17 protein-coding genes are annotated in these 18,186 nt (G+C 70.5%); 9 read left to right on the forward strand and 8 right to left on the reverse strand.

All coding sequences use genetic code 11. The features are described from left to right. Position 1: 1 nt before the first annotated feature. Positions 2–1,129 (reverse strand): alpha/beta hydrolase-fold protein, encoded by a 1,128-nt coding sequence (locus ABZ915_RS42765; RefSeq protein ID WP_361814920.1) that lies wholly within the window; start codon positions 1,127–1,129, stop codon positions 2–4. Positions 1,130–1,357: 228 nt separating this feature from the next. On the opposite strand from ABZ915_RS42765, the gene ABZ915_RS42770 reads away from it, so the two are divergent. From ABZ915_RS42770 to ABZ915_RS42795, 6 genes are all read left to right on the forward strand, one after another. After that, a complete protein-coding gene (locus ABZ915_RS42770) occupies positions 1,358–3,178 on the forward strand; it encodes a phosphatidylglycerol lysyltransferase domain-containing protein (protein ID WP_361814922.1) in 1,821 nt (606 codons plus the stop codon). A gap of 152 nt (positions 3,179–3,330) precedes the next feature. Further along, positions 3,331–4,191, forward strand: a complete 861-nt coding sequence (folP, locus tag ABZ915_RS42775) for a dihydropteroate synthase (protein WP_361814925.1) — start codon at positions 3,331–3,333, stop codon at positions 4,189–4,191. Further along, complete coding sequence (locus ABZ915_RS42780) at positions 4,188–4,691, forward strand: nuclear transport factor 2 family protein (protein WP_361814928.1); 504 nt, start codon at positions 4,188–4,190, stop codon at positions 4,689–4,691. The genes folP and ABZ915_RS42780 overlap by 4 nt, the downstream gene beginning before the upstream one ends. Before the next feature lie 275 nt (positions 4,692–4,966). Further along, positions 4,967–5,326 (forward strand): dihydroneopterin aldolase, encoded by a 360-nt coding sequence (gene folB / locus ABZ915_RS42785; protein WP_361814931.1) that lies wholly within the window; start codon positions 4,967–4,969, stop codon positions 5,324–5,326. After that, the gene (gene folK / locus ABZ915_RS42790; RefSeq protein ID WP_361814933.1) at positions 5,323–5,934 is read left to right on the forward strand and encodes a 2-amino-4-hydroxy-6-hydroxymethyldihydropteridine diphosphokinase; all 612 of its coding nucleotides are present in this window, start codon (positions 5,323–5,325) and stop codon (positions 5,932–5,934) included. The genes folB and folK overlap by 4 nt, the downstream gene beginning before the upstream one ends. Positions 5,935–5,987: 53 nt before the next feature. Beyond that, a complete protein-coding gene (locus ABZ915_RS42795; protein ID WP_361814936.1) occupies positions 5,988–6,476 on the forward strand; it encodes a DUF3180 domain-containing protein in 489 nt (162 codons plus the stop codon). Positions 6,477–6,485: 9 nt separating this feature from the next. Here the strand turns inward: ABZ915_RS42795 and folE are convergent, their stop codons facing one another. From folE to dacB, 6 genes are all read right to left on the reverse strand, one after another. Further along, positions 6,486–7,091: a GTP cyclohydrolase I FolE gene (gene folE, locus ABZ915_RS42800; RefSeq protein WP_361814939.1), complete on the reverse strand. Its 606-nt coding sequence runs from the start codon at positions 7,089–7,091 to the stop codon at positions 6,486–6,488. A gap of 116 nt (positions 7,092–7,207) precedes the next feature. Further along, positions 7,208–9,247 carry an ATP-dependent zinc metalloprotease FtsH gene (gene ftsH, locus ABZ915_RS42805; protein ID WP_361814942.1) on the reverse strand — a complete coding sequence of 680 codons (2,040 nt, stop codon included), beginning with the start codon at positions 9,245–9,247 and terminating at the stop codon, positions 7,208–7,210. A gap of 196 nt (positions 9,248–9,443) precedes the next feature. Then, on the reverse strand, positions 9,444–10,004 hold the full coding sequence (gene hpt / locus ABZ915_RS42810) for a hypoxanthine phosphoribosyltransferase (protein WP_361814945.1): 561 nt from the start codon (positions 10,002–10,004) through the stop codon (positions 9,444–9,446). A 75-nt stretch (positions 10,005–10,079) separates the two neighbouring features. Next, entirely contained in the window at positions 10,080–11,135 is a 1,056-nt protein-coding gene (tilS, locus tag ABZ915_RS42815) for a tRNA lysidine(34) synthetase TilS (RefSeq protein ID WP_361814948.1), read from the reverse strand. Positions 11,136–11,328: 193 nt separating this feature from the next. Next, positions 11,329–12,456, reverse strand: a complete 1,128-nt coding sequence (locus ABZ915_RS42820) for a zinc-dependent metalloprotease (protein ID WP_361814951.1) — start codon at positions 12,454–12,456, stop codon at positions 11,329–11,331. Between the two features lie 284 nt (positions 12,457–12,740). Continuing rightward, positions 12,741–14,330, reverse strand: coding sequence for a D-alanyl-D-alanine carboxypeptidase/D-alanyl-D-alanine-endopeptidase (dacB, locus tag ABZ915_RS42825; RefSeq protein WP_361814993.1), 1,590 nt, complete (start codon positions 14,328–14,330; stop codon positions 12,741–12,743). A 124-nt stretch (positions 14,331–14,454) separates the two neighbouring features. On the opposite strand from dacB, the gene ABZ915_RS42830 reads away from it, so the two are divergent. Together ABZ915_RS42830 and ABZ915_RS42835 are read left to right on the forward strand one after the other, a co-directional pair. Then, the gene (locus ABZ915_RS42830; protein ID WP_046730908.1) at positions 14,455–14,946 is read left to right on the forward strand and encodes an inorganic diphosphatase; all 492 of its coding nucleotides are present in this window, start codon (positions 14,455–14,457) and stop codon (positions 14,944–14,946) included. Between the two features lie 119 nt (positions 14,947–15,065). Beyond that, positions 15,066–16,727: a threonine/serine exporter family protein gene (locus ABZ915_RS42835; RefSeq protein WP_361814954.1), complete on the forward strand. Its 1,662-nt coding sequence runs from the start codon at positions 15,066–15,068 to the stop codon at positions 16,725–16,727. A gap of 3 nt (positions 16,728–16,730) precedes the next feature. Here ABZ915_RS42835 and ABZ915_RS42840 read toward each other — a convergent pair whose 3' ends face one another. Further along, positions 16,731–17,672 carry a VTT domain-containing protein gene (locus ABZ915_RS42840; protein ID WP_361814957.1) on the reverse strand — a complete coding sequence of 314 codons (942 nt, stop codon included), beginning with the start codon at positions 17,670–17,672 and terminating at the stop codon, positions 16,731–16,733. A 141-nt stretch (positions 17,673–17,813) separates the two neighbouring features. Here ABZ915_RS42840 and ABZ915_RS42845 point away from each other — a divergent pair, with 141 nt between their 5' ends. Continuing rightward, the gene (locus ABZ915_RS42845; protein ID WP_361814960.1) at positions 17,814–18,179 is read left to right on the forward strand and encodes a YbjQ family protein; all 366 of its coding nucleotides are present in this window, start codon (positions 17,814–17,816) and stop codon (positions 18,177–18,179) included. Positions 18,180–18,186: the final 7 nt, after the last annotated feature.

Genomic DNA, 18,186 nt, shown 5'->3' on the forward strand with positions numbered 1-18,186 from the left:
TTCAGCGGTCACTGAGCCGCCCGCTCATCCACTGGAGTGTCGCCGGGATCTCCCGCCGCCAGGTGTTGAAGTTGTGGCCGCCGCTGTCCAGGATGATCGAGGAGATCCGGGTCAGGTTCGTGTCCCGTACTTGATCTATGAATTTCAGCGTGGCCTTGTAGTTGGATTCGCCGATCTTGCTGCTGCTGACGAGCAGTGAGGTGTCCGGCGCGGCCTGGTTCTTGAGGCACCACCACAGATCGGAACGATTCCGCAGCTTCTTGTCGCCATGGAAGAGGTCACCGGTCGTGGGGTCGGTCGGCGCCTTGTAGTAGGGGGACAGGCCCGCCCCGGCCGCGTACACACCAGGGTGGTGCATGGCGAGCTTCAGCGCGCAGTAACCCCCCGTCGAGTCCCCGATGATTCCCCAGCTCCCGGGCTTTTTGCCCACCCTGTAGTGGGCCAGTACGGCATCGGGGAGATCCTTGGCGAAAAACGTCTCCGTCTGCGGCCCGCCCGGAACGTCCACGCACTCCGTATCGCGCGGCGGTGCCACCGTCGGCCGCAGCATGATCAGGATCATCGGCTGCATCCGCCCGTCCTTGGCCAGCTCCTGCGCCGTACGCGGGTAACGCAGTTTGTCCACCAGCGCCTGCGCGGTGCCCGGATATCCGGTGAGGACGACGGCCGCGGGGAACGTACGCGTGCGGTACTGGGGCTGGAAGTACTCCGGCGGCAGATACACGTACGCCGGTGTGGGGATATGGGTCGTACGGCCGACGATGTCCACCTTCTGGATCTGCCCGGCGGTCTGCGGCCGTCTCCCGTCCACCCCCTGCACCAGCGCCGTGCTGCGCACCTGTAGCGGGCCGCCGCTGCCGCCGCCCACCACGTGGTCGACGACGACGCCCTGGGCGGTCTCCCGGCCGAACAGGTCCGCCCAGCTGGCGTAGAAGCCGAAAGCCTGGTTGGCGGCGACACCCACGGAGGCGAAGACCGCCACCTGGGTGGCGAGGAGCAGCCCGACCCGTCCGCTGACGGTCCGCCAGTCGCGCCGCGCCAGCCGCGGCCACTGCCAGACCGTGCCGACGAACAGCAGCACGGCCAGCACGATCGCCATCACCAGCACTTTGTTGCTCGTGAGTCCCATGAGCTGTTCCTGCCTGCGCTTTCCGCCCCAGCTCGCCCACGCGATCGTCGCACTGGCTTGCCCCGGGCTTTCCTTGGGCTTTGAACCGGCTTTCCGGCGAGGAAGGAACCTTCTTCCCCGAGACACCGTCCTAGAGGGCGCAATGTCGCCGGATGCCCGAAAGGGGCACCGGACTCAAGGTCTCTCGCAGAACTACGGGATGCGATGTCTGTCAGGATAGATGGGGAAATGTCGGGCGAGGTTCCGAGCCGATCAAGCCGGGCGCGGCGTATAGTCCGCGGTCCGCGTCCCGAGGCCGTTCCCGCACTGGTCGGCAGGGCCGGCGCGGTCGTGGGGCTCCTGGACATTGCCGCGGGCGTGTTCCCGCGCTTCCGTCACAGCCGTATGCACGCCATCGCGGAGGTGCTGCCGGGATCCTTCGGTCCCTTCGCCGCGGCCCTCTCGCTCAGCGCGGGCGTGCTGCTGCTGCTCCTCGCGCACGGGCTCAAACGGCGTAAGCGCAGGGCCTGGCGGGCCGCGGTGGCGCTGCTGCCGGCCGGCGCGGTGGCGCAGTTCGTGTACCGGCACTCCATCGTCGGAGCGCTGATCTCACTGGCCCTGCTCGTACCGCTGCTGCGCCACCGCCACGAGTTCGAGGCCCTGCCCGATCCACGCAGCCGGTGGCGCGCGCTCGCCAACTTCGTCCTCATGGGCGCCGGTTCCCTCGCACTCGGACTGGTCATCGTCAGCGTCCACCCGGACCGGATGGTCGGCGACCCGAGCCTGGCCGATCGGCTGACCCACGTCATCTACGGCCTGTTCGGCTTCGAGGGCCCAGTGGACTACCAGGGCAACACCTCCTGGACGGTCGCCTTCTCCCTCGGCGCCCTCGGCTGGATCACCGCCGCCACCACCATCTACCTGGCCTTCCGCCCCGAACACCCGGCCGCACGCCTCACCGAGGACGACGAGGCCCGGCTGCGGACGCTGCTGGACAAGCACGGCGGCCGCGACTCCCTCGGCCACTTCGCGCTGCGCCGGGACAAGGCCGTCGTCTTCTCCCCCAGCGGCAAGGCGGCGGTGACCTACCGGGTCGTGTCCGGCGTCATGCTCGCCAGCGGTGACCCCATCGGCGACGTCGAGGCCTGGCCCGGCGCCATCGAGCGGTTCATGGACGAGGCCAAGGCCCACTCCTGGACCCCCGCGGTCATGGGCTGCTCGGAGACCGGCGGTGAGGTCTGGACCCGTGAGACCGGCCTGGACGCCCTCGAACTGGGCGACGAGGCGGTGGTGGACGTCGCGGATTTCTCGCTCGCCGGACGCGCGATGCGCAACGTGCGACAGATGGTCAAGCGCATCGAGCGGGCCGGCTACGAAACCCGGGTACGGCGTATCCGTGACCTCGGCGAGGCCGAACTGGACCGTATCCGGCTCGCGGCGGAGGAGTGGCGCGGCACCGACACCGAGCGCGGCTTCTCCATGGCGCTCGGCCGCATCGGCGACCCCTCGGACGGCGACTGCCTGATCGCCACCGCACACAAGGCGGACGACGAGCCCGGCGAGTACGGCGACCTGAAAGCGATCCTCCACTTCGTGCCCTGGGGCACCGACGGCGTCTCCCTGGACCTGATGCGGCGCGACCGCTCGGCCGACCCCGGCATGAACGAACTGCTGATCGTCGCCGCGCTCCAGGCGGCCCCGAAGCTCGGCATCACCCGCGTGTCCCTGAACTTCGCGATGTTCCGCTCGGCCCTCGCGCGCGGGGAGAAGATCGGCGCGGGCCCGGTGCTGCGCGCCTGGCGCGGACTGCTGGTGTTCCTCTCCCGCTGGTTCCAGATCGAGTCCCTGTACAAGTTCAACGCCAAGTTCCAGCCACGCTGGGAGCCGCGCTTCGTGGTCTACCGGGCCTCCGGCGACCTGCCCCGCATCGGCTTCGCCGCCATGCAGGCGGAGGGCTTCGTCAACCTCGCCCTGCCGCTGCCGCGCTTCCTGCGCCGCCGCACCGCCGCCGCCCGTCCGTGCTCCCACAGCACCGCGGAACACGACGTTCGCGACGTCCGGGCGGCATGACCCCGACAGGCCCGGGTGGAAGCCCCGCCCCCCCGAAGCAGGGGCTTCCGCCCGGGCCGCACGACGACCGGACCCGACGGCCCCGCCCCGGACCTGGGGCCGGGGCCCGCTGGGGCAGAGGCCACCTTCCCAGCAGGCCCTAGGCTGAACGTATGAGCAACCAGAGCGGGCGCGGCACAGTGGCGGGCCTTCCGGCATGGGACCGCTGCGCGGTCATGGGCGTCGTGAACGTGACCCCCGACTCCTTCTCCGACGGCGGCCGCTTCTTCGACACCACGGCCGCCGTCAAGCACGGGCTCGACCTGGTCGCCGAGGGCGCCGACCTGGTGGACGTCGGCGGTGAGTCCACGCGCCCCGGCGCCACCCGCGTCGACGAGGACGAGGAGCTGCGGCGCGTCATTCCCGTCGTCCGCGGCCTCGCCTCCGAGGGCGTCGTCGTCTCCGTCGACACCATGCGCGCCTCGGTCGCCGCACAGGCCCTCGCCGCGGGCGCCGCACTCGTCAACGACGTCAGCGGCGGCCTCGCCGACCCCTCGATGATCCCCGTGGTGGCCGAGGCGGGCGCCCCCTTCGTCGTCATGCACTGGCGGGGCTTCCTCCAGGGCGGCAACGTCAAGGGCGTGTACGAGGACGTCGTCACCGAGGTCGTCGACGAGCTGCACGCGCGCGTGGAGGCCGTCCTGGCGGGCGGCATCGCCCCCGACCGGATCGTCGTCGACCCCGGCCTCGGCTTCTCCAAGGGGGCCGGACACGACCTCAGCCTCCTCGCCCACCTCGACCGGCTGCGCCCCCTGGGCCACCCCCTGCTGGTCGCCGCCTCCCGCAAGCGTTTCCTCGGCCGCGTCCTCGCCGGGCCCGAGGGCGCCCCTCCCCCCGCCCGGGAACGCGACGCCGCCACCGCCGCCGTCTCCGCCCTCGCCGCCCAGGCCGGGGCCTGGGCCGTCCGGGTCCACGAGGTACGCGCCACGGCGGACGCGGTCCGGGTGGCGCGGGCGGTGGAGGGGGCGCGGTGAGCGCTCCCCACACCGACGTAGAGCAGGTCGAGCTCGCCAACACGGCCTTCTACGAGGCCATGGAACGCGGCGACTTCGAAGAGCTGTCCTCGCTCTGGCTCACCCCGTCCGACCTGGGCGTCGACGAGACGTACCACGATCCGGCGGACTCCGGCGTGATCTCCTGCGTGCACCCCGGCTGGCCGGTGCTCACCGGCCGCGGCGAGGTCCTCAGGTCGTACGCGCTGATCATGGCGAACACCGACTACATCCAGTTCTTCCTCACCGACGTGCATGTCTCCGTCACCGGCGACACCGCCCTCGTGACCTGCACGGAGAACATCCTCAGCGGAGGCCCCGCGCCGGAGGGCGGGGAGGAGCTGGGGCCTCTCGTCGGCCAGCTCGTCGTCGCCACCAACGTCTTCCGCCGCACGTCCGCCGGCTGGAAACTCTGGTCCCACCACGCCTCCCCCGTTCTGGCCGAAAACGACGAGGACGAGGACGACGAGACACCCGCCTGAGTGGGTAGGCGGGCCGCAGGGGCCAAGAAGTGGTTGGAATCACGAACTGACGGGTAGGTGCGGCTACCAGCCCGTGAGCCACCGGGTTCCGCAGGGGAAACGCGCGATGAACCCTCCCGGTCCCATCGTCGGTCCACGCCCCCGCAGCCTGGCTCTGTCCGCGTCCGCGGGTAGATTCGTCCGAGGCCGGTGTGCCGCCCGCACACGGTACGGAACGGCTGGGGTCTGGGGTGTTCCCGGACATGTACAGTCCGACGACTGCAGGAGTGATTCGCGTGGATCGTGTCGCGCTGCGCGGCCTGAAGGCCCGCGGGCACCACGGTGTGTTCCCCGAGGAACGCGAGAAGGGCCAGACCTTCGTCGTGGACCTCGTGCTGGGGCTGGACACCCGGTCGGCCGCCGCCACCGACGATCTCGCGAAGACCGTGCACTACGGAATCGTGGCCGAGGAGGTCGTGGCCGTCGTCGAGGGCGAGCCGGTGAACCTCATCGAAACGCTCGCCGAGCGCATCGCCCAGGCCTGCCTGAAGCACCAAGGCGTCCAGGAGGTCGAGGTCCGCGTCCACAAGCCGGACGCGCCGATCACTGTCCCCTTCGACGACGTGACCGTCACCATCACCCGGAGCCGAGTATGACCGCTTTCTTCACGCAGGGTCCCACCGACCCGACCGTACAGCCGGTGCCCGCCTCCGTCGTGGCGCAGGTCGATGCCGCCGACACCACGCTCCAGAACCCGAAACGGGCCGTGCTCTCCCTCGGCTCCAACCTCGGCAACCGCCTGGAGATCCTTCAGGGCGCCATCGACGCCCTCGAGGACACCCCCGGCCTCCGCATCAAGGCGGTCTCCCCCGTGTACGAGACGGAGCCGTGGGGCGTGGAGCCCGGCAGCCAGCCGTCGTACTACAACGCGGTCGTGGTCCTGAAGACCACGCTTCCCCCGTCCTCCCTGCTGGAGCGCGCGCACGCCGTCGAGGAGGCCTTCAACCGGGTACGGGACGAGCGCTGGGGGCCGCGCACCCTCGACGTCGACATCGTCGCGTACGACGGCGTCACCTCCGACGACCCGTACCTCACCCTGCCCCACCCGCGCGCCCACGAGCGCGCCTTCGTCCTGGCGCCCTGGTACGACGTGGACCCCGACGCCCAGCTGCCCGGCCGCGGAACGGTCGTCGACCTCCTCGGCACCGTCACCCGTGACGGCGTCGCGGCCCGGGGGGACCTGGAACTCCGACTGCCCGAGTAGTCGTTAAGGTCAAGACGACCTGGACACCGGCACGCTGGAGCTGAAGGGACACCGTGAGAGAGCTGCGCATCAGGTTGCTGGCCGGCGTTTTCGTCGTGGCCGGCGTCCTGTCCTGGGCGGGCGCCCGCCTGTGGAATTCGATCGGGACCCTGCCCAGCGTCCCGTTGGCCGCGCCCATCGTCCTCGCCCTGATCGCCGTGGTGCTGCTGTCCACGGCGTTCTCATTGCGCGCCCGCTTCAAGGCCCAGCGCGAGCGCGACCCCGAGGCCAAGGGCGTCGACCCCCTGATGGCCGCCCGCGCGGTCGTCTTCGGCCAGTCCAGCGCGCTGGTCGCGGCCCTCGTCGCCGGCATGTACGGCGGCACGGGCGTCTTTCTGCTGGAACTCCTCGACATCCCCGCCCGCCGCGACCAGGCCATCTACGCCGCCTTCTCGGTCCTGGCCGGCATCGCCGTCATAGCGGCTGCCCTGTTCCTGGAGCGGGTCTGCAAGCTCCCCGAAGACGACGACGAGAACCACCCGGGCGCGGAACCGGTGGCGTGACCGAACGGGCTATCGCGCCATGATCAGGCTCATCGCCTCATTGCGCGTGGCCGAGTCACGGAGCTGACCGCGCACCGCGGAGGTTATGGTCTTCGCTCCGGGCTTGCGGACACCTCTCATCGACATGCACATGTGCTCGCACTCGACGACGACGATCACGCCCCGGGGCTCCAGGATCTCCATGAGGGAGTCGGCGATCTGCGTGGTGAGTCGTTCCTGCACCTGCGGGCGGCGGGCGTAGACGTCCACGAGCCGGGCCAGCTTGGAGAGACCCGTGATCTTGCCGTCGATGGACGGGATGTACCCGACGTGGGCAACTCCGACGAACGGCACGAGGTGGTGTTCACAGCTGCTCAGGACCTCGATGTCCTTCACGAGCACCATCTCGTCGTGCCCGAGGTCGAACGTCGTGGTCAGCACGTCTTCGGGCTTCTGCCACAGCCCCGCGAAGATCTCCCGGTAGGCCCGCGCCACCCGCGCCGGGGTCTCCTTCAGGCCCTCGCGGTCCGGGTCCTCGCCGACCGCGATCAGGAGCTCGCGGACGGCGTTCTCGGCGCGCTTCTCGTCGAACTCGCCGATCGAGCCCTCGCCGTCCAGCGTCACGGGGTCGGTCATGGTGAAGCCTCGTTCCTTCGTCACTCAGCGGCGGGCATGTGAAACGCCGCGCCCCCCAGGCTAAAACCTGGGGGGCGCGGCCTACATTCCGGGCCGGTCGAGCTCCGGGGAGTGCCTCAGCTCTCCGGACGGTCCTCCGGGGACGACTCGGTCGCCGGGGCGGGCTCCGGCGCCGTGGACTTCACCGTGCTGATCGACGGCGTCGCACCGTTCGCACCGTTGGTCAGTGCGAGCTCCTTGGGGGAGAGCACCGGCGGGCGGGTGGACGGCGTACGGCGGGAGGAGCCGGTCCACGCGGGCCGCGCGGGCCGCTTGTGGATCGCCGCGAAGATCTCGGCGATCTCCTCCTTGCCCAGGGTCTCCTTCTCCAGCAGCTGGAGCACCAGGTTGTCGAGGACGTCGCGGTTCTCGACCAGGATCTCCCAGGCCTCGTTGTGCGCGTTCTCGATGAGCTTCTTGACTTCCTCGTCCACCAGCGCGGCGACCTCTTCCGAGTAGTCGCGCTGGTGAGCCATCTCACGGCCGAGGAACGGCTCGGTGTTGTCGCCGCCGAACTTGATGGCACCCAGACGCTCGGTCATGCCGTACTGGGTGACCATCGCGCGGGCGGTGGCGGTGGCCTTCTCGATGTCGTTCGCCGCGCCCGTGGTCGGGTCGTGGAAGACGAGCTCCTCGGCCGCGCGGCCGCCCAGCATGTACGCCAGCTGGTCCAGCATCTCGTTGCGCGTGGTCGAGTACTTGTCCTCGTCCGGGAGCACCATCGTGTAGCCGAGGGCCCGGCCTCTGGACAGGATCGTGATCTTGTGGACCGGATCGGAGTTCGGGGATGCCGCCGCGACCAGGGCGTGACCGCCCTCGTGATACGCGGTGATCTTCTTCTCCTTGTCCGACATGATCCGGGTCCGCTTCTGCGGGCCCGCGACCACGCGGTCGATCGCCTCGTCCAGCATCTTGTTGTCGATGAGCTTCTGGTCGCTGCGGGCCGTGAGCAGGGCCGCCTCGTTCAGCACGTTCGACAGGTCGGCGCCGGTGAAGCCCGGCGTGCGGCGGGCGACCGCGGACAGGTCGACGTCCGGAGCGACCGGCTTGCCCTTCTGGTGGACCTTGAGGATCTCCAGACGGCCCTGCATGTCCGGGCGGTCGACCGCGATCTGGCGGTCGAAGCGGCCGGGGCGCAGGAGGGCCGGGTCGAGGATGTCGGGCCGGTTCGTGGCGGCGATGAGGATCACACCGCCCTTGACGTCGAAGCCGTCCATCTCGACGAGCAGCTGGTTCAGCGTCTGCTCGCGCTCGTCGTGACCGCCGCCCAGGCCGGCGCCGCGGTGGCGGCCGACCGCGTCGATCTCGTCGACGAAGACGATCGCCGGGGCGTTCGCCTTGGCCTGCTCGAACAGGTCACGGACTCGGGAGGCACCGACACCGACGAACATCTCGACGAAGTCGGAACCGGAGATCGAGTAGAAGGGCACGCCCGCCTCGCCCGCGACGGCGCGCGCGAGCAGGGTCTTGCCGGTGCCGGGCGGGCCGTACAGCAGCACACCCTTGGGGATCTTGGCGCCGACGGCCTGGAACTTGGCCGGCTCCTGGAGGAACTCCTTGATCTCCTGGAGCTCCTCGACGGCCTCGTCCGCGCCCGCGACGTCCGTGAACGTCGTCTTCGGGGTGTCCTTGGTGATGAGCTTCGCCTTGGACTTGCCGAAGTTCATGACCCGGGAGCCGCCGCCCTGCATCTGATTCATCAGGAACAGGAAGACGACCACGATGAGGACGAAGGGGAGCAGGGAGAGCAGGACGCCGAGGAACGGGTTCTGCTTGGACGGCGACACCGTGTAGCCGTCCGGAATCTGCTTGTCCTGGTACTTGGTCTGCAGCGTGCTGGCGATGGCCACGCCCTGGTCGCCGATGTAGCTCGCCTGGATCTTCGAGCTGCCGTCGACCTTCACACCGTCCTTGAGCGTGACCTTGACGGTCTGCTCGTCGCCGGTGGTGAGCTTGGCCGACTCGACCTTGTTCTCATTGATCGCCGCCACGACCTGGCCGGTGTCCACCGTCTTGTAGCCGCCGGACGAGCCGACGACCTGCATCAACACGACCACGGCAAGGACGGCCAGCACGATCCACATGACCGGCCCACGGAAGTATCGCTTCACGTCCATCCATACGGAGCGGTGTCGCCCCGTCCCTCCTGCCATAGTGAGTTTGATAAGACAGTTCTTCTGACGGTACCCCAGCCTGGTTGCCCGAAGCCGCCTGAAGGTGCTCGGACGGCTCGCTGTCCCGTCTCTGCATGCTCCAACGGTAAGAAACCCGCTGGGGTTCCCGATCGTCTTACGTGCTTGGGCCCTTTATGGCTCAGCCGCCGTAGACGTGAGGAGCGAGCGTACCGACGAACGGGAGATTGCGGTACTTCTCGGCGTAGTCGAGGCCGTAGCCCACGACGAACTCGTTGGGGATGTCGAAGCCGACCCACTCCACCTCGATGGCGACCTTGGCGGCGTCCGGCTTGCGCAGCAGCGTGCACACCTTGAGCGACTCCGGCTCGCGCGAGCCCAGGTTGGACAGCAGCCAGGACAGCGTCAGGCCGGAGTCGATGATGTCCTCGACGATCAGGACGTGCTTGCCCTTGATGTCGGTGTCGAGGTCCTTGAGGATCCGCACGACTCCGGAGGACTGGGTGCCCGCGCCGTACGACGACACGGCCATCCAGTCCATCGTGACGGGGGTGGACAGGGCCCGGGCGAGGTCCGCCATGACCATCACGGCGCCCTTGAGCACGCCGACGATCAGCAGGTCCTTGCCCTCGTACTCAGCATCGATCTTCGCGGCCAGCTCGCCCAGCTTCGCGTCGATCTCTTCCTTGGTGATGAGCACCTGCTTGAGGTCGGCACCCATGTCTTTCGCGTCCACCCGCATCACTTTCGGTCGTCCCGCAATTACGGCCGCCGACTGCCCGAGACCGCCGGACGGTTTCTCCGGGGGGTACGGGATTCAGCCTTGCCGGATCACCAGTCTGCCACCCTGCCGCTGGGCGACGACTTTGCCCGGGAGATTGATGGCTCCCTGACCTCGCCAGCCGGTGATCAGCCGGTCGACTTCCTCGATGTGGCGGGCGAACAGCGAACCGGCCGGGGCGCCGGCCTCGATGGCGGCGCGGCGCAGGATCCGGCGGCGCACGGCGGGCGGGAGGGCGTACAGCTTGGCGCACTCCAGCAGGCCTGCGGCGTCGCGGACGGAGGCCTCGGCCTGGCGGGCCCAGGCGTCGAGGGCGTCGGCGTCGTCCCGGGAGAGCCGGGCGGTGCGGGCGAGGGCCTCGACGACGCCCTTGCCGAGCGCCTTCTCCAGGGCGGGCAGGCCCTCGTGGCGGAGCCGGGAGCGGGTGTAGGCGGGATCCGCGTTGTGAGGATCGTCCCAAACGGGGAGGGACTGGACCATGCAGGCCTTGCGGGCGGTCTGCCGGTCGAGCTGGAGGAAGGGGCGCCGGTAACGGCCGCCGGCCCCCGAGACCGCGGCCATTCCGGACAGGGAGCGGATGCCGGAGCCGCGGGCGAGGCCGAGCAGGACGGTTTCGGCCTGGTCGTCGCGGGTGTGTCCGAGCAGGATCGCGGTGGCGCCGTGGCGTTCGGCGGCGGCGTCGAGGGCGGCGTAGCGGGCGTCCCGGGCGGCGGCCTCGGGCCCGCCTTCGCGGCCGACGGTCACGGCGGCGGACTCCACCGGGTCGAGGCCGAGCTCGCGCAGCCTGAGGGTGACCTCCTGGGCGCGCAGGTCGGAGCCGGGCTGAAGGCCGTGGTCGACGGTGACGCCGCCGGCGCGGATGCCGAGCTTGCGGGCCTCGAAGGCCAGGGCGGAGGCGAGGGCCATCGAGTCGGCGCCGCCGGAGCAGGCGACGAGCACGAGGGGGGAGGGGGGGCGCGCGGCTGTGTGGTCCGGGGCCGGGCCGGAGTTCTGGTGGTCGTCGAGGACGTCGCTGTGGACGTCGTTGAGGATGTCGTGCAGGGCGCGGCGGACCGCCAGGCGTATCGCCGCGACCGCAGGATGGGGACCCATGTCCGGTTCCCTTCATGAAGTTTTCGGGGGGTGAGCCCGAGATCGGTCACTCAGAGTGTGTAAATGGTGACAGAGACGGGCCGTTCCCCGAGCATTGCACGCCTACCCACGGCTCACGGTCCCTCGGACGGGTGATTGGAGGGGCGTTCGCCTGCCGTCGGCCGGATTCGTTTCACGACTCCGGCGCGGCGGTTCACGACTCTGCTTTGCGGTGCACCCGCGCGACCCAGTCCGCCGGTTTGGCGATCTCCGTCTTGGTGGGCAGGGTGTTGGGGGAGGTCCACACCCGGTTGAAGCCGTCCATGCCGACCTGGTCGACGACGGCCCGTACGAAGCGTTCGCCGTCCCGGTACTGCTTGAGTTTGGCGTCCAGGCCGAGCAGCTTGCGCAGGGCCATGTCGAGGCGGGAGGCGCCCTTGGCGCGGCGCTGCTGGAACTTCTCGCGGATCTCCGCGACGGTCGGTACGACCTGTGGGCCGACGCCGTCCATCACGAAGTCGGCGTGGCCCTCCAGGAGCGACATCACGGCGGTGAGGCGGCCGAGGATCTCGCGCTGGGCCGGGGTCTGCACCAGTTCCACGAAGGACCGGCCGCCGTCGTCCTCCTCGGCTTCGGGGCGGCCCCCGGCGAGCGACTGAGCGGCCTCCCTGACGCGTTCCAGGACGGTCATCGGGTCGACGTCCGTCTCGGCCAAGAAAGACTGGATTTCGCCCTCGAGGTGGTCGCGCAGCCAGGGCACGGCGGTGAACTGGGTGCGGTGCGTCTCCTCGTGCAGGCAGACCCACAGGCGGAAGTCGTGCGGTTCCACGTCGAGTTCGCGCTCCACGTGGACGATGTTCGGCGCGACCAGCAGCAGCCGGCCGCCGCCGTCCGCGCCGGCCGGCAGCTCCCGGCCGGCCGGGGCGAAGGTCTCGTACTGGCCGAGGACGCGGGAGGCCAGGAAGGACAGCAGCATGCCGAGTTCGACGCCGGTCACCTTGCCGCCGACCGCGCCGAGGACCGCGCCGCCGGGGGTGTCGCCGCGCCGCTCCTGCATCTTGTCCAGCAGCGGCTTGAGGATCTCCCGGAACCCGGCGACGTTCGCCCGGACCCAGCCGGGCCGGTCGACGACCAGGACGGGGGTGTCGTGGGCCTCCTCGGTCTCCATACGAGTGAAGCCCCGGACGTGTCCTTCCGAGGCTTTGGCGTGGCGGCGCAGCTCCGCGACGACGGCCCGGGCCTCGTCGCGGCTGACCTCCGGTCCCGGCCGCACGAGCCGGGTCGCGGTCGCCACCGCGAGATTCCAGTCGACCATCCCTGAAGAGGCACCGATGCTCGTCATGTGTCAACCGTACGTGAGCGCTGCCGCTTGGGGCAGGGCGTACGGGCCCGGCGGGGCCGGGGGGGCTGTCGGGGACGGTGTGGGTGCGGGGCTGGGGTGGTGGTACGGCGTGCTTCCGTGGGCGGGGCCGGAGCACGTCCGCAAGGCACCCGGCGCCGCCGTCCGTGCCGGCGGAACGACTGCCCGCGGCAACGGGGACGGCGTGCCGGGGTGAGTGGAAACTGCTGCCGGCGGAGGAGGCAGGGCGGGCGCGGCCGGGCAGGCAGGCGCGGCCGCCGCGGTGGCTACTGGGCGCAGCCGCAGCCCGCCAGTGCCGTGGCTGTGTGGTCCAGGGCCGACTGGGCCTCGGTCGGGGCCGTGGTGTCGGAGGTCAGGAAGGCGAAGGCGAGCAGGCGGCCGTCGCGGTCGACGACCGTGCCGGCGAGGGTGTTGACGCCGGTCAGGGTGCCGGTCTTGGCGCGGACGACGCCGGCCGCGCCGTCGGTGTAGCGGTCGGCCAGGGTGCCGGTGAAGCCCGCGACCGGGAGGCCGGTGAGGACGGGGCGGAGTTCGGGGTGGGAGGAGGATCCGGCCTTGACGAGCAGCGCGGTCAGCAGGTCCGCCGTCATCCTGTCGTCGCGGTTCAGGCCGCTGCCGTCGTGGAAGTCCGCTCCGGTGACCGGCAGGCCGAGTCTGCTCAGCCGGGCGCCGATCGCCGCGGCGCCGCCGCCGAAGCTCGGGCTCTTGCCGGTCGCGAGGGCGGTCTGACGGGCCAGGGCCTCGGCGATGTCGTTGTCGCTGTTGGTCAGCATGCGTTCGACCAGGGCGGACAGCGGCGGCGAGGAGACGCCGGCCAGGGTCGTCGCGCGGCTGGTGGCCTTGGAGGGGCCGGGGGACGTCGTCCTGATCCCGTCGTCCGCCAGGAACCCCGCGAACGTGGCCGCCGCGGCCGCCGCCGGGTCGGTCACCCGGGTCACCGGACCGCTGGTGGAGTCGTCGGTGCGGCCCTCGTCGGCCATCAGGGCGCTGACGGGGGCGAGGTTGTCGTTCACCCCGATGGGATGCAGCTCTGAGCCCGCGTACAGGGTGGCGTCGTACGACAGGGTGACCTTGTGGACACCGCGCTTCTTCAGCGCGGCGGCGGTGTCGTGCGCCAGCGTGCGCAGGCTCGCCCAGCCGCCCGGATCCTTGCGGGCGGTGAGGGTCGGGTCGCCGCCGCCGACCAGGACGAGCTCCCCGGTGTCCGGCAGGAGCGCGGCGCGGGTGGTCAGGCGGTGGTCGGGGCCCAGGGCGGACAGCGCGGCGACGGCGGTGGCGATCTTGGTGGTGGAGGCGGGGGTCATGGCCCTGTCCGCGTCGGCGTCGTACAGGCGTCTGCCGGTGGCCACGTCGACGACCGACGCCGTGTGGACCTTGCCGAGCGCGGAGGAGTCCAGGAGGGGGCCCAGGAGGTCCCTGACGGCCTTCTCGGCGGGCGCGGACTTCACGGTCGTCGCGGCGCCGCCGAGGCCGGTCAGGACGGACGCGGCGCTCGGGGCGGGGCGGGGGCCTTCGGCCCGCGTGCCGGAGCCGTCGTCGTGATCTGTGCCACCTGCCCGCTCCTGGGCGGCCGCCCGCTCCCGCTCGGCCGTACGCTGACCGTCGGCGTCCCAGGGACCCGCGGCGGTCACCACACCGACCGCCAGCGCCAGTCCGGCGGTGGCGGCACCCGCGGTGTACTGCCAGGGCTTCAGGGCCGTCGGCCGGGAGATCGCCGGGATGCGCGTGAGGGACGCGGGCGGCGTGATCCGCGCCAGCCGTGGTCCCACGGCCCGCGTCACCCGCGCGACCCGCGGTTTCGCGGCCGTCACGGCCCGTGCCAGTCGGGGTCGTACGGCCTCCGCGATCCGCACCACGTGCGGTCTCGCGGCACGCCAAGGCCTCAGTTCTGGCACGACCACCAGCCCCTTTCGCGATCACACACCTGCGTGAGGGACACTTAACCACCAGAACTATGTGCTGATCATGGAGGAGCCACCGGTGGAGTTCGACGTCACGATCGAGATCCCGAAGGGTTCGCGCAACAAGTACGAGGTGGACCACGAGACCGGTCGGATCCGCCTGGACCGTCGCCTCTTCACCTCGACCGCCTACCCGACCGACTACGGCTTCGTCGAGAACACCCTCGGCGAGGACGGCGACCCGCTGGACGCGCTGGTCATCCTGGACGAGCCGACCTTCCCGGGCTGCCTGATCAAGTGCCGCGCGATCGGCATGTTCCGGATGACGGACGAGGCGGGTGGCGACGACAAGCTGCTGTGCGTGCCGGCCACCGACCCGCGGGTGGAGCACCTGCGGGACATCCACCACGTGTCGGAGTTCGACCGCCTGGAGATCCAGCACTTCTTCGAGGTGTACAAGGACCTGGAGCCCGGCAAGTCGGTCGAGGGTGCCAACTGGGTGGGCCGCACGGACGCCGAGGTGGAGATCGAGCGGTCGTACAAGCGCTTCAAGGAGCAGGGCGGTCACTGACCGACCTGCTGGTTTGATGATCGCGGGCCGCGGCACCCTCCTGGGGTGGCGCGGCCCGTTCGCGTGCCCATCGGCATACTGAAGCTTTACGGAAGGTGTCGTTCAGGGAGCGTTGAGGAGTGACGGAGGCGGAGGACCGCAAGCCTCGGTCGGACGAGGCGAGAAGTTCGTACGACCCGGAGACCACGTCCGAGTTCGCCATTCCGGCCGGGCTCGCCGTGCCCAGGACGGGTGGTGAGTCCGAGACGACGTCCGAGTTCGCCGTGCCCCAGGGGCTGGGCACGCCGCAGCCGCCGAGCGCCGAGCCGGAGGGCTCGGCGTTCAGCACGCCCCGCACCTACAGCGCCGCGCAGGCCCCGCCCGCCTTCACCCCGGCGACCGGGATACCGATGGTCAGCCTGGTGAAGGACGCGCCCTGGCAGGACCGGATGCGGGCGATGCTGCGGATGCCGGTGGCGGAGCGGCCCGCGCCGGAGCTGGTGCACAAGGCGGAGGAGGAGGGTCCGGCCGTCCCGCGCGTGCTCGACCTGACCCTGCGTATCGGCGAGCTGCTGCTCGCGGGCGGTGAGAACGCCGAGGACGTGGAGGCCGCGATGTTCGCGGTGTGCCGCTCCTACGGTCTTGACCGGTGCGAGCCGAACGTGACCTTCACGCTGCTGTCCATCTCGTACCAGCCCTCCCTGGTGGAGGACCCGGTGACGGCGTCCCGGACGGTGCGGCGCCGGGGCACCGACTACACGCGTCTGTCGGCCGTCTTCCGGCTGGTGGACGAGCTGTCGGACCCGGAGACCCACATCTCGCTGGAGGAGGCCTACCGGCGCCTCGCCGAGATCCGCCGGAACCGGCACCCTTACCCGGGCTGGGCGCTCACCGGGGCCGCGGGACTGCTGGCGGGGGCGGCCTCCCTGCTCGTCGGCGGTGACGCGATCGTGTTCGTGGCCGCCGCGCTGGGCGCGATGCTCGGCGACCGGCTGGCCTGGCTGTGCGCGGGGCGCGGGCTGCCGGAGTTCTACCAGTTCACGGTGGCCGCGATGCCGCCCGCGGCGATCGGCGTGGCGCTCACGGTGACCCATGTCCACGTGGTGGCCTCCGCGGTCATCACCGGTGGGCTGTTCGCGCTGCTGCCGGGGCGGGCGCTGGTGGCGGGCGTGCAGGACGGGCTGACCGGCTTCTACATCACCGCCTCGGCGCGCCTGCTGGAGGTCATGTACTTCTTCGTCGGCATCGTCACCGGCGTACTGGTGGTGCTGTACTTCGGCGTGAAGGTGGGGGCCCAGCTCGATCCGGACGCGGCGGTGAACATCGCCAAGCGCCCGGTGGTCCAGATCATCGCGTCGATGCTGCTGTCGCTGACCTTCGCGGTGCTGCTCCAGCAGGAACGGTCCACCGTGCTGGCGGTGACCCTCAACGGCGGTGTCGCGTGGTCGGTGTACGGGGCGATGCACTCCGTCGGCGGTATCTCCCCGGTGGCCTCCACGGCCGTGGCGGCGGGCCTGGTGGGCCTGTTCGGGCAGCTGCTCTCCCGCTACCGGTTCGCTTCCGCCCTGCCGTACACGACCGCGGCGATCGGGCCCCTGCTGCCGGGCTCGGCCACCTACTTCGGGCTGCTGTCGATGGCGCAGAACAAGGTGGACGAGGGCCTGGTGTCGCTGGCCAAGGCGGCGTCGCTCGCCATGGCCATCGCGATCGGGGTGAACCTCGGCTCGGAGATCTCGCGGCTGTTCCTGCGGTTCGGCTCCGCGGAGGGACGGCGGGCGGCCAAGAGGACGCGAGGCTTCTGAGGGCTACTGGCGGTAATTGCCCTGGTTGTAGTCGTACGGGTACTGCTGCTGGTCGTAGTCCTGCGGGTGCTGCCGGCCGTACTCCTGCGGGTACTGCTGCTGCTGACCGTAGCCCTGCGGGTGCTGCCGGCCGTAGTCCTGCGGGTACTGCTGCTGACCGTGGTACTGGTCGTCGGCACCGTACGACTGCTGCTGACCGTACGGCTGCTGCTGACCGTGGGACTGCTCCTCGTACGCCGGCTCGACGCGGCGCAGCCGGGTCGTCGCGTCGTCCATGGCGGGGGGCTGCTGGAGCGGCTGGTGCTGTTCGGCGGGCGGGGTGTTCTTGCCCTTGGAGCGGGCGCGCAGGAACTCGATGACGATCGGGATCACCGAGATCAGGACGATCAGGATGAGGAACGTCTCGATGTGGTCCCGGACGAGCGCGTGCTTGCCGAGCCAGGAGCCGAGCAGGGTGACGCCCGCGCCCCACAGGACGCCGCCGATGACGTTGAAGGTCAGGAACGAGCGGTACCGCATGCCGCTGACGCCGGCGATGATCGGCGTGAACGTGCGCACGATGGGCACGAAGCGGGCCAGCACCAGGGACTTGGGGCCGTACTTCTCGAAGAACTCGTGCGCCTTGGTGACGTTCTCCTGCTTGAACAGGCGGGAGTCCGGCCGGTTGAAGAGGGACGGACCGACCTTCCTGCCGAACATGTAGCCCGCCTGGTCGCCGAGGATCGCGGCGAGGCAGATCAGGGCGATGGCCCCCCACAGCGGGAAGTCCAGGTCGTTCGTCGTGATCAGCAGGCCGCAGGTGAACAGCAGCGAGTCACCCGGCAGGAAGAAGCCGATGAGCAGGCCCGACTCGGCGAAGACGATGAGGAGCAGGCCCCAGATGCTGTACGTGTCGAGCAGATAGTTGGGGTCCAGCCAGCTCGGGCCGAGGGCGAGTGTCATCACGGGTCCGGGCTCCTGAGGGGGTGAAGTCGATCGCGGCGTCCTTGTGCGCCCGCACAAAGCTATCAACGCGATGTGTCCGCCCCAGGTTCCACCGGTGCCTCCAGGATGCACTGTGCGGCGACTGGCACAAAGCTGTGAGCCATGGGAATCGAAGACTACGGCGGCGGCCAGGGGCCCGAGCCGGACGTGCTCGTGGTGACCACGAACGACGTGCCCGGATACGTGGTGCAGGAGGTACTGGGCGAGGTCTTCGGGCTGACCGTGCGCTCCCGGCACATGGGCAGCCAGATCGGCGCGGGCCTGAAGTCGATGATCGGCGGCGAGCTGAAGGGGCTCACCAAGACGCTGGTGCAGACCCGCAACCAGGCGATGGAGCGGCTCGTCGAGCACGCACGCGCGCGTGGGGCCAACGGGGTGCTGATGTTCCGCTTCGACGTGACGGAGGCGGCGGACGTCGGCACGGAGGTGTGCGCCTACGGGACGGCGGTGGTCCTGGCCCGGAAGTGAACCCGGG

The organism is Streptomyces sp. NPDC046915, from assembly GCF_040644935.1.
Lineage (GTDB): Bacteria > Actinomycetota > Actinomycetes > Streptomycetales > Streptomycetaceae > Streptomyces.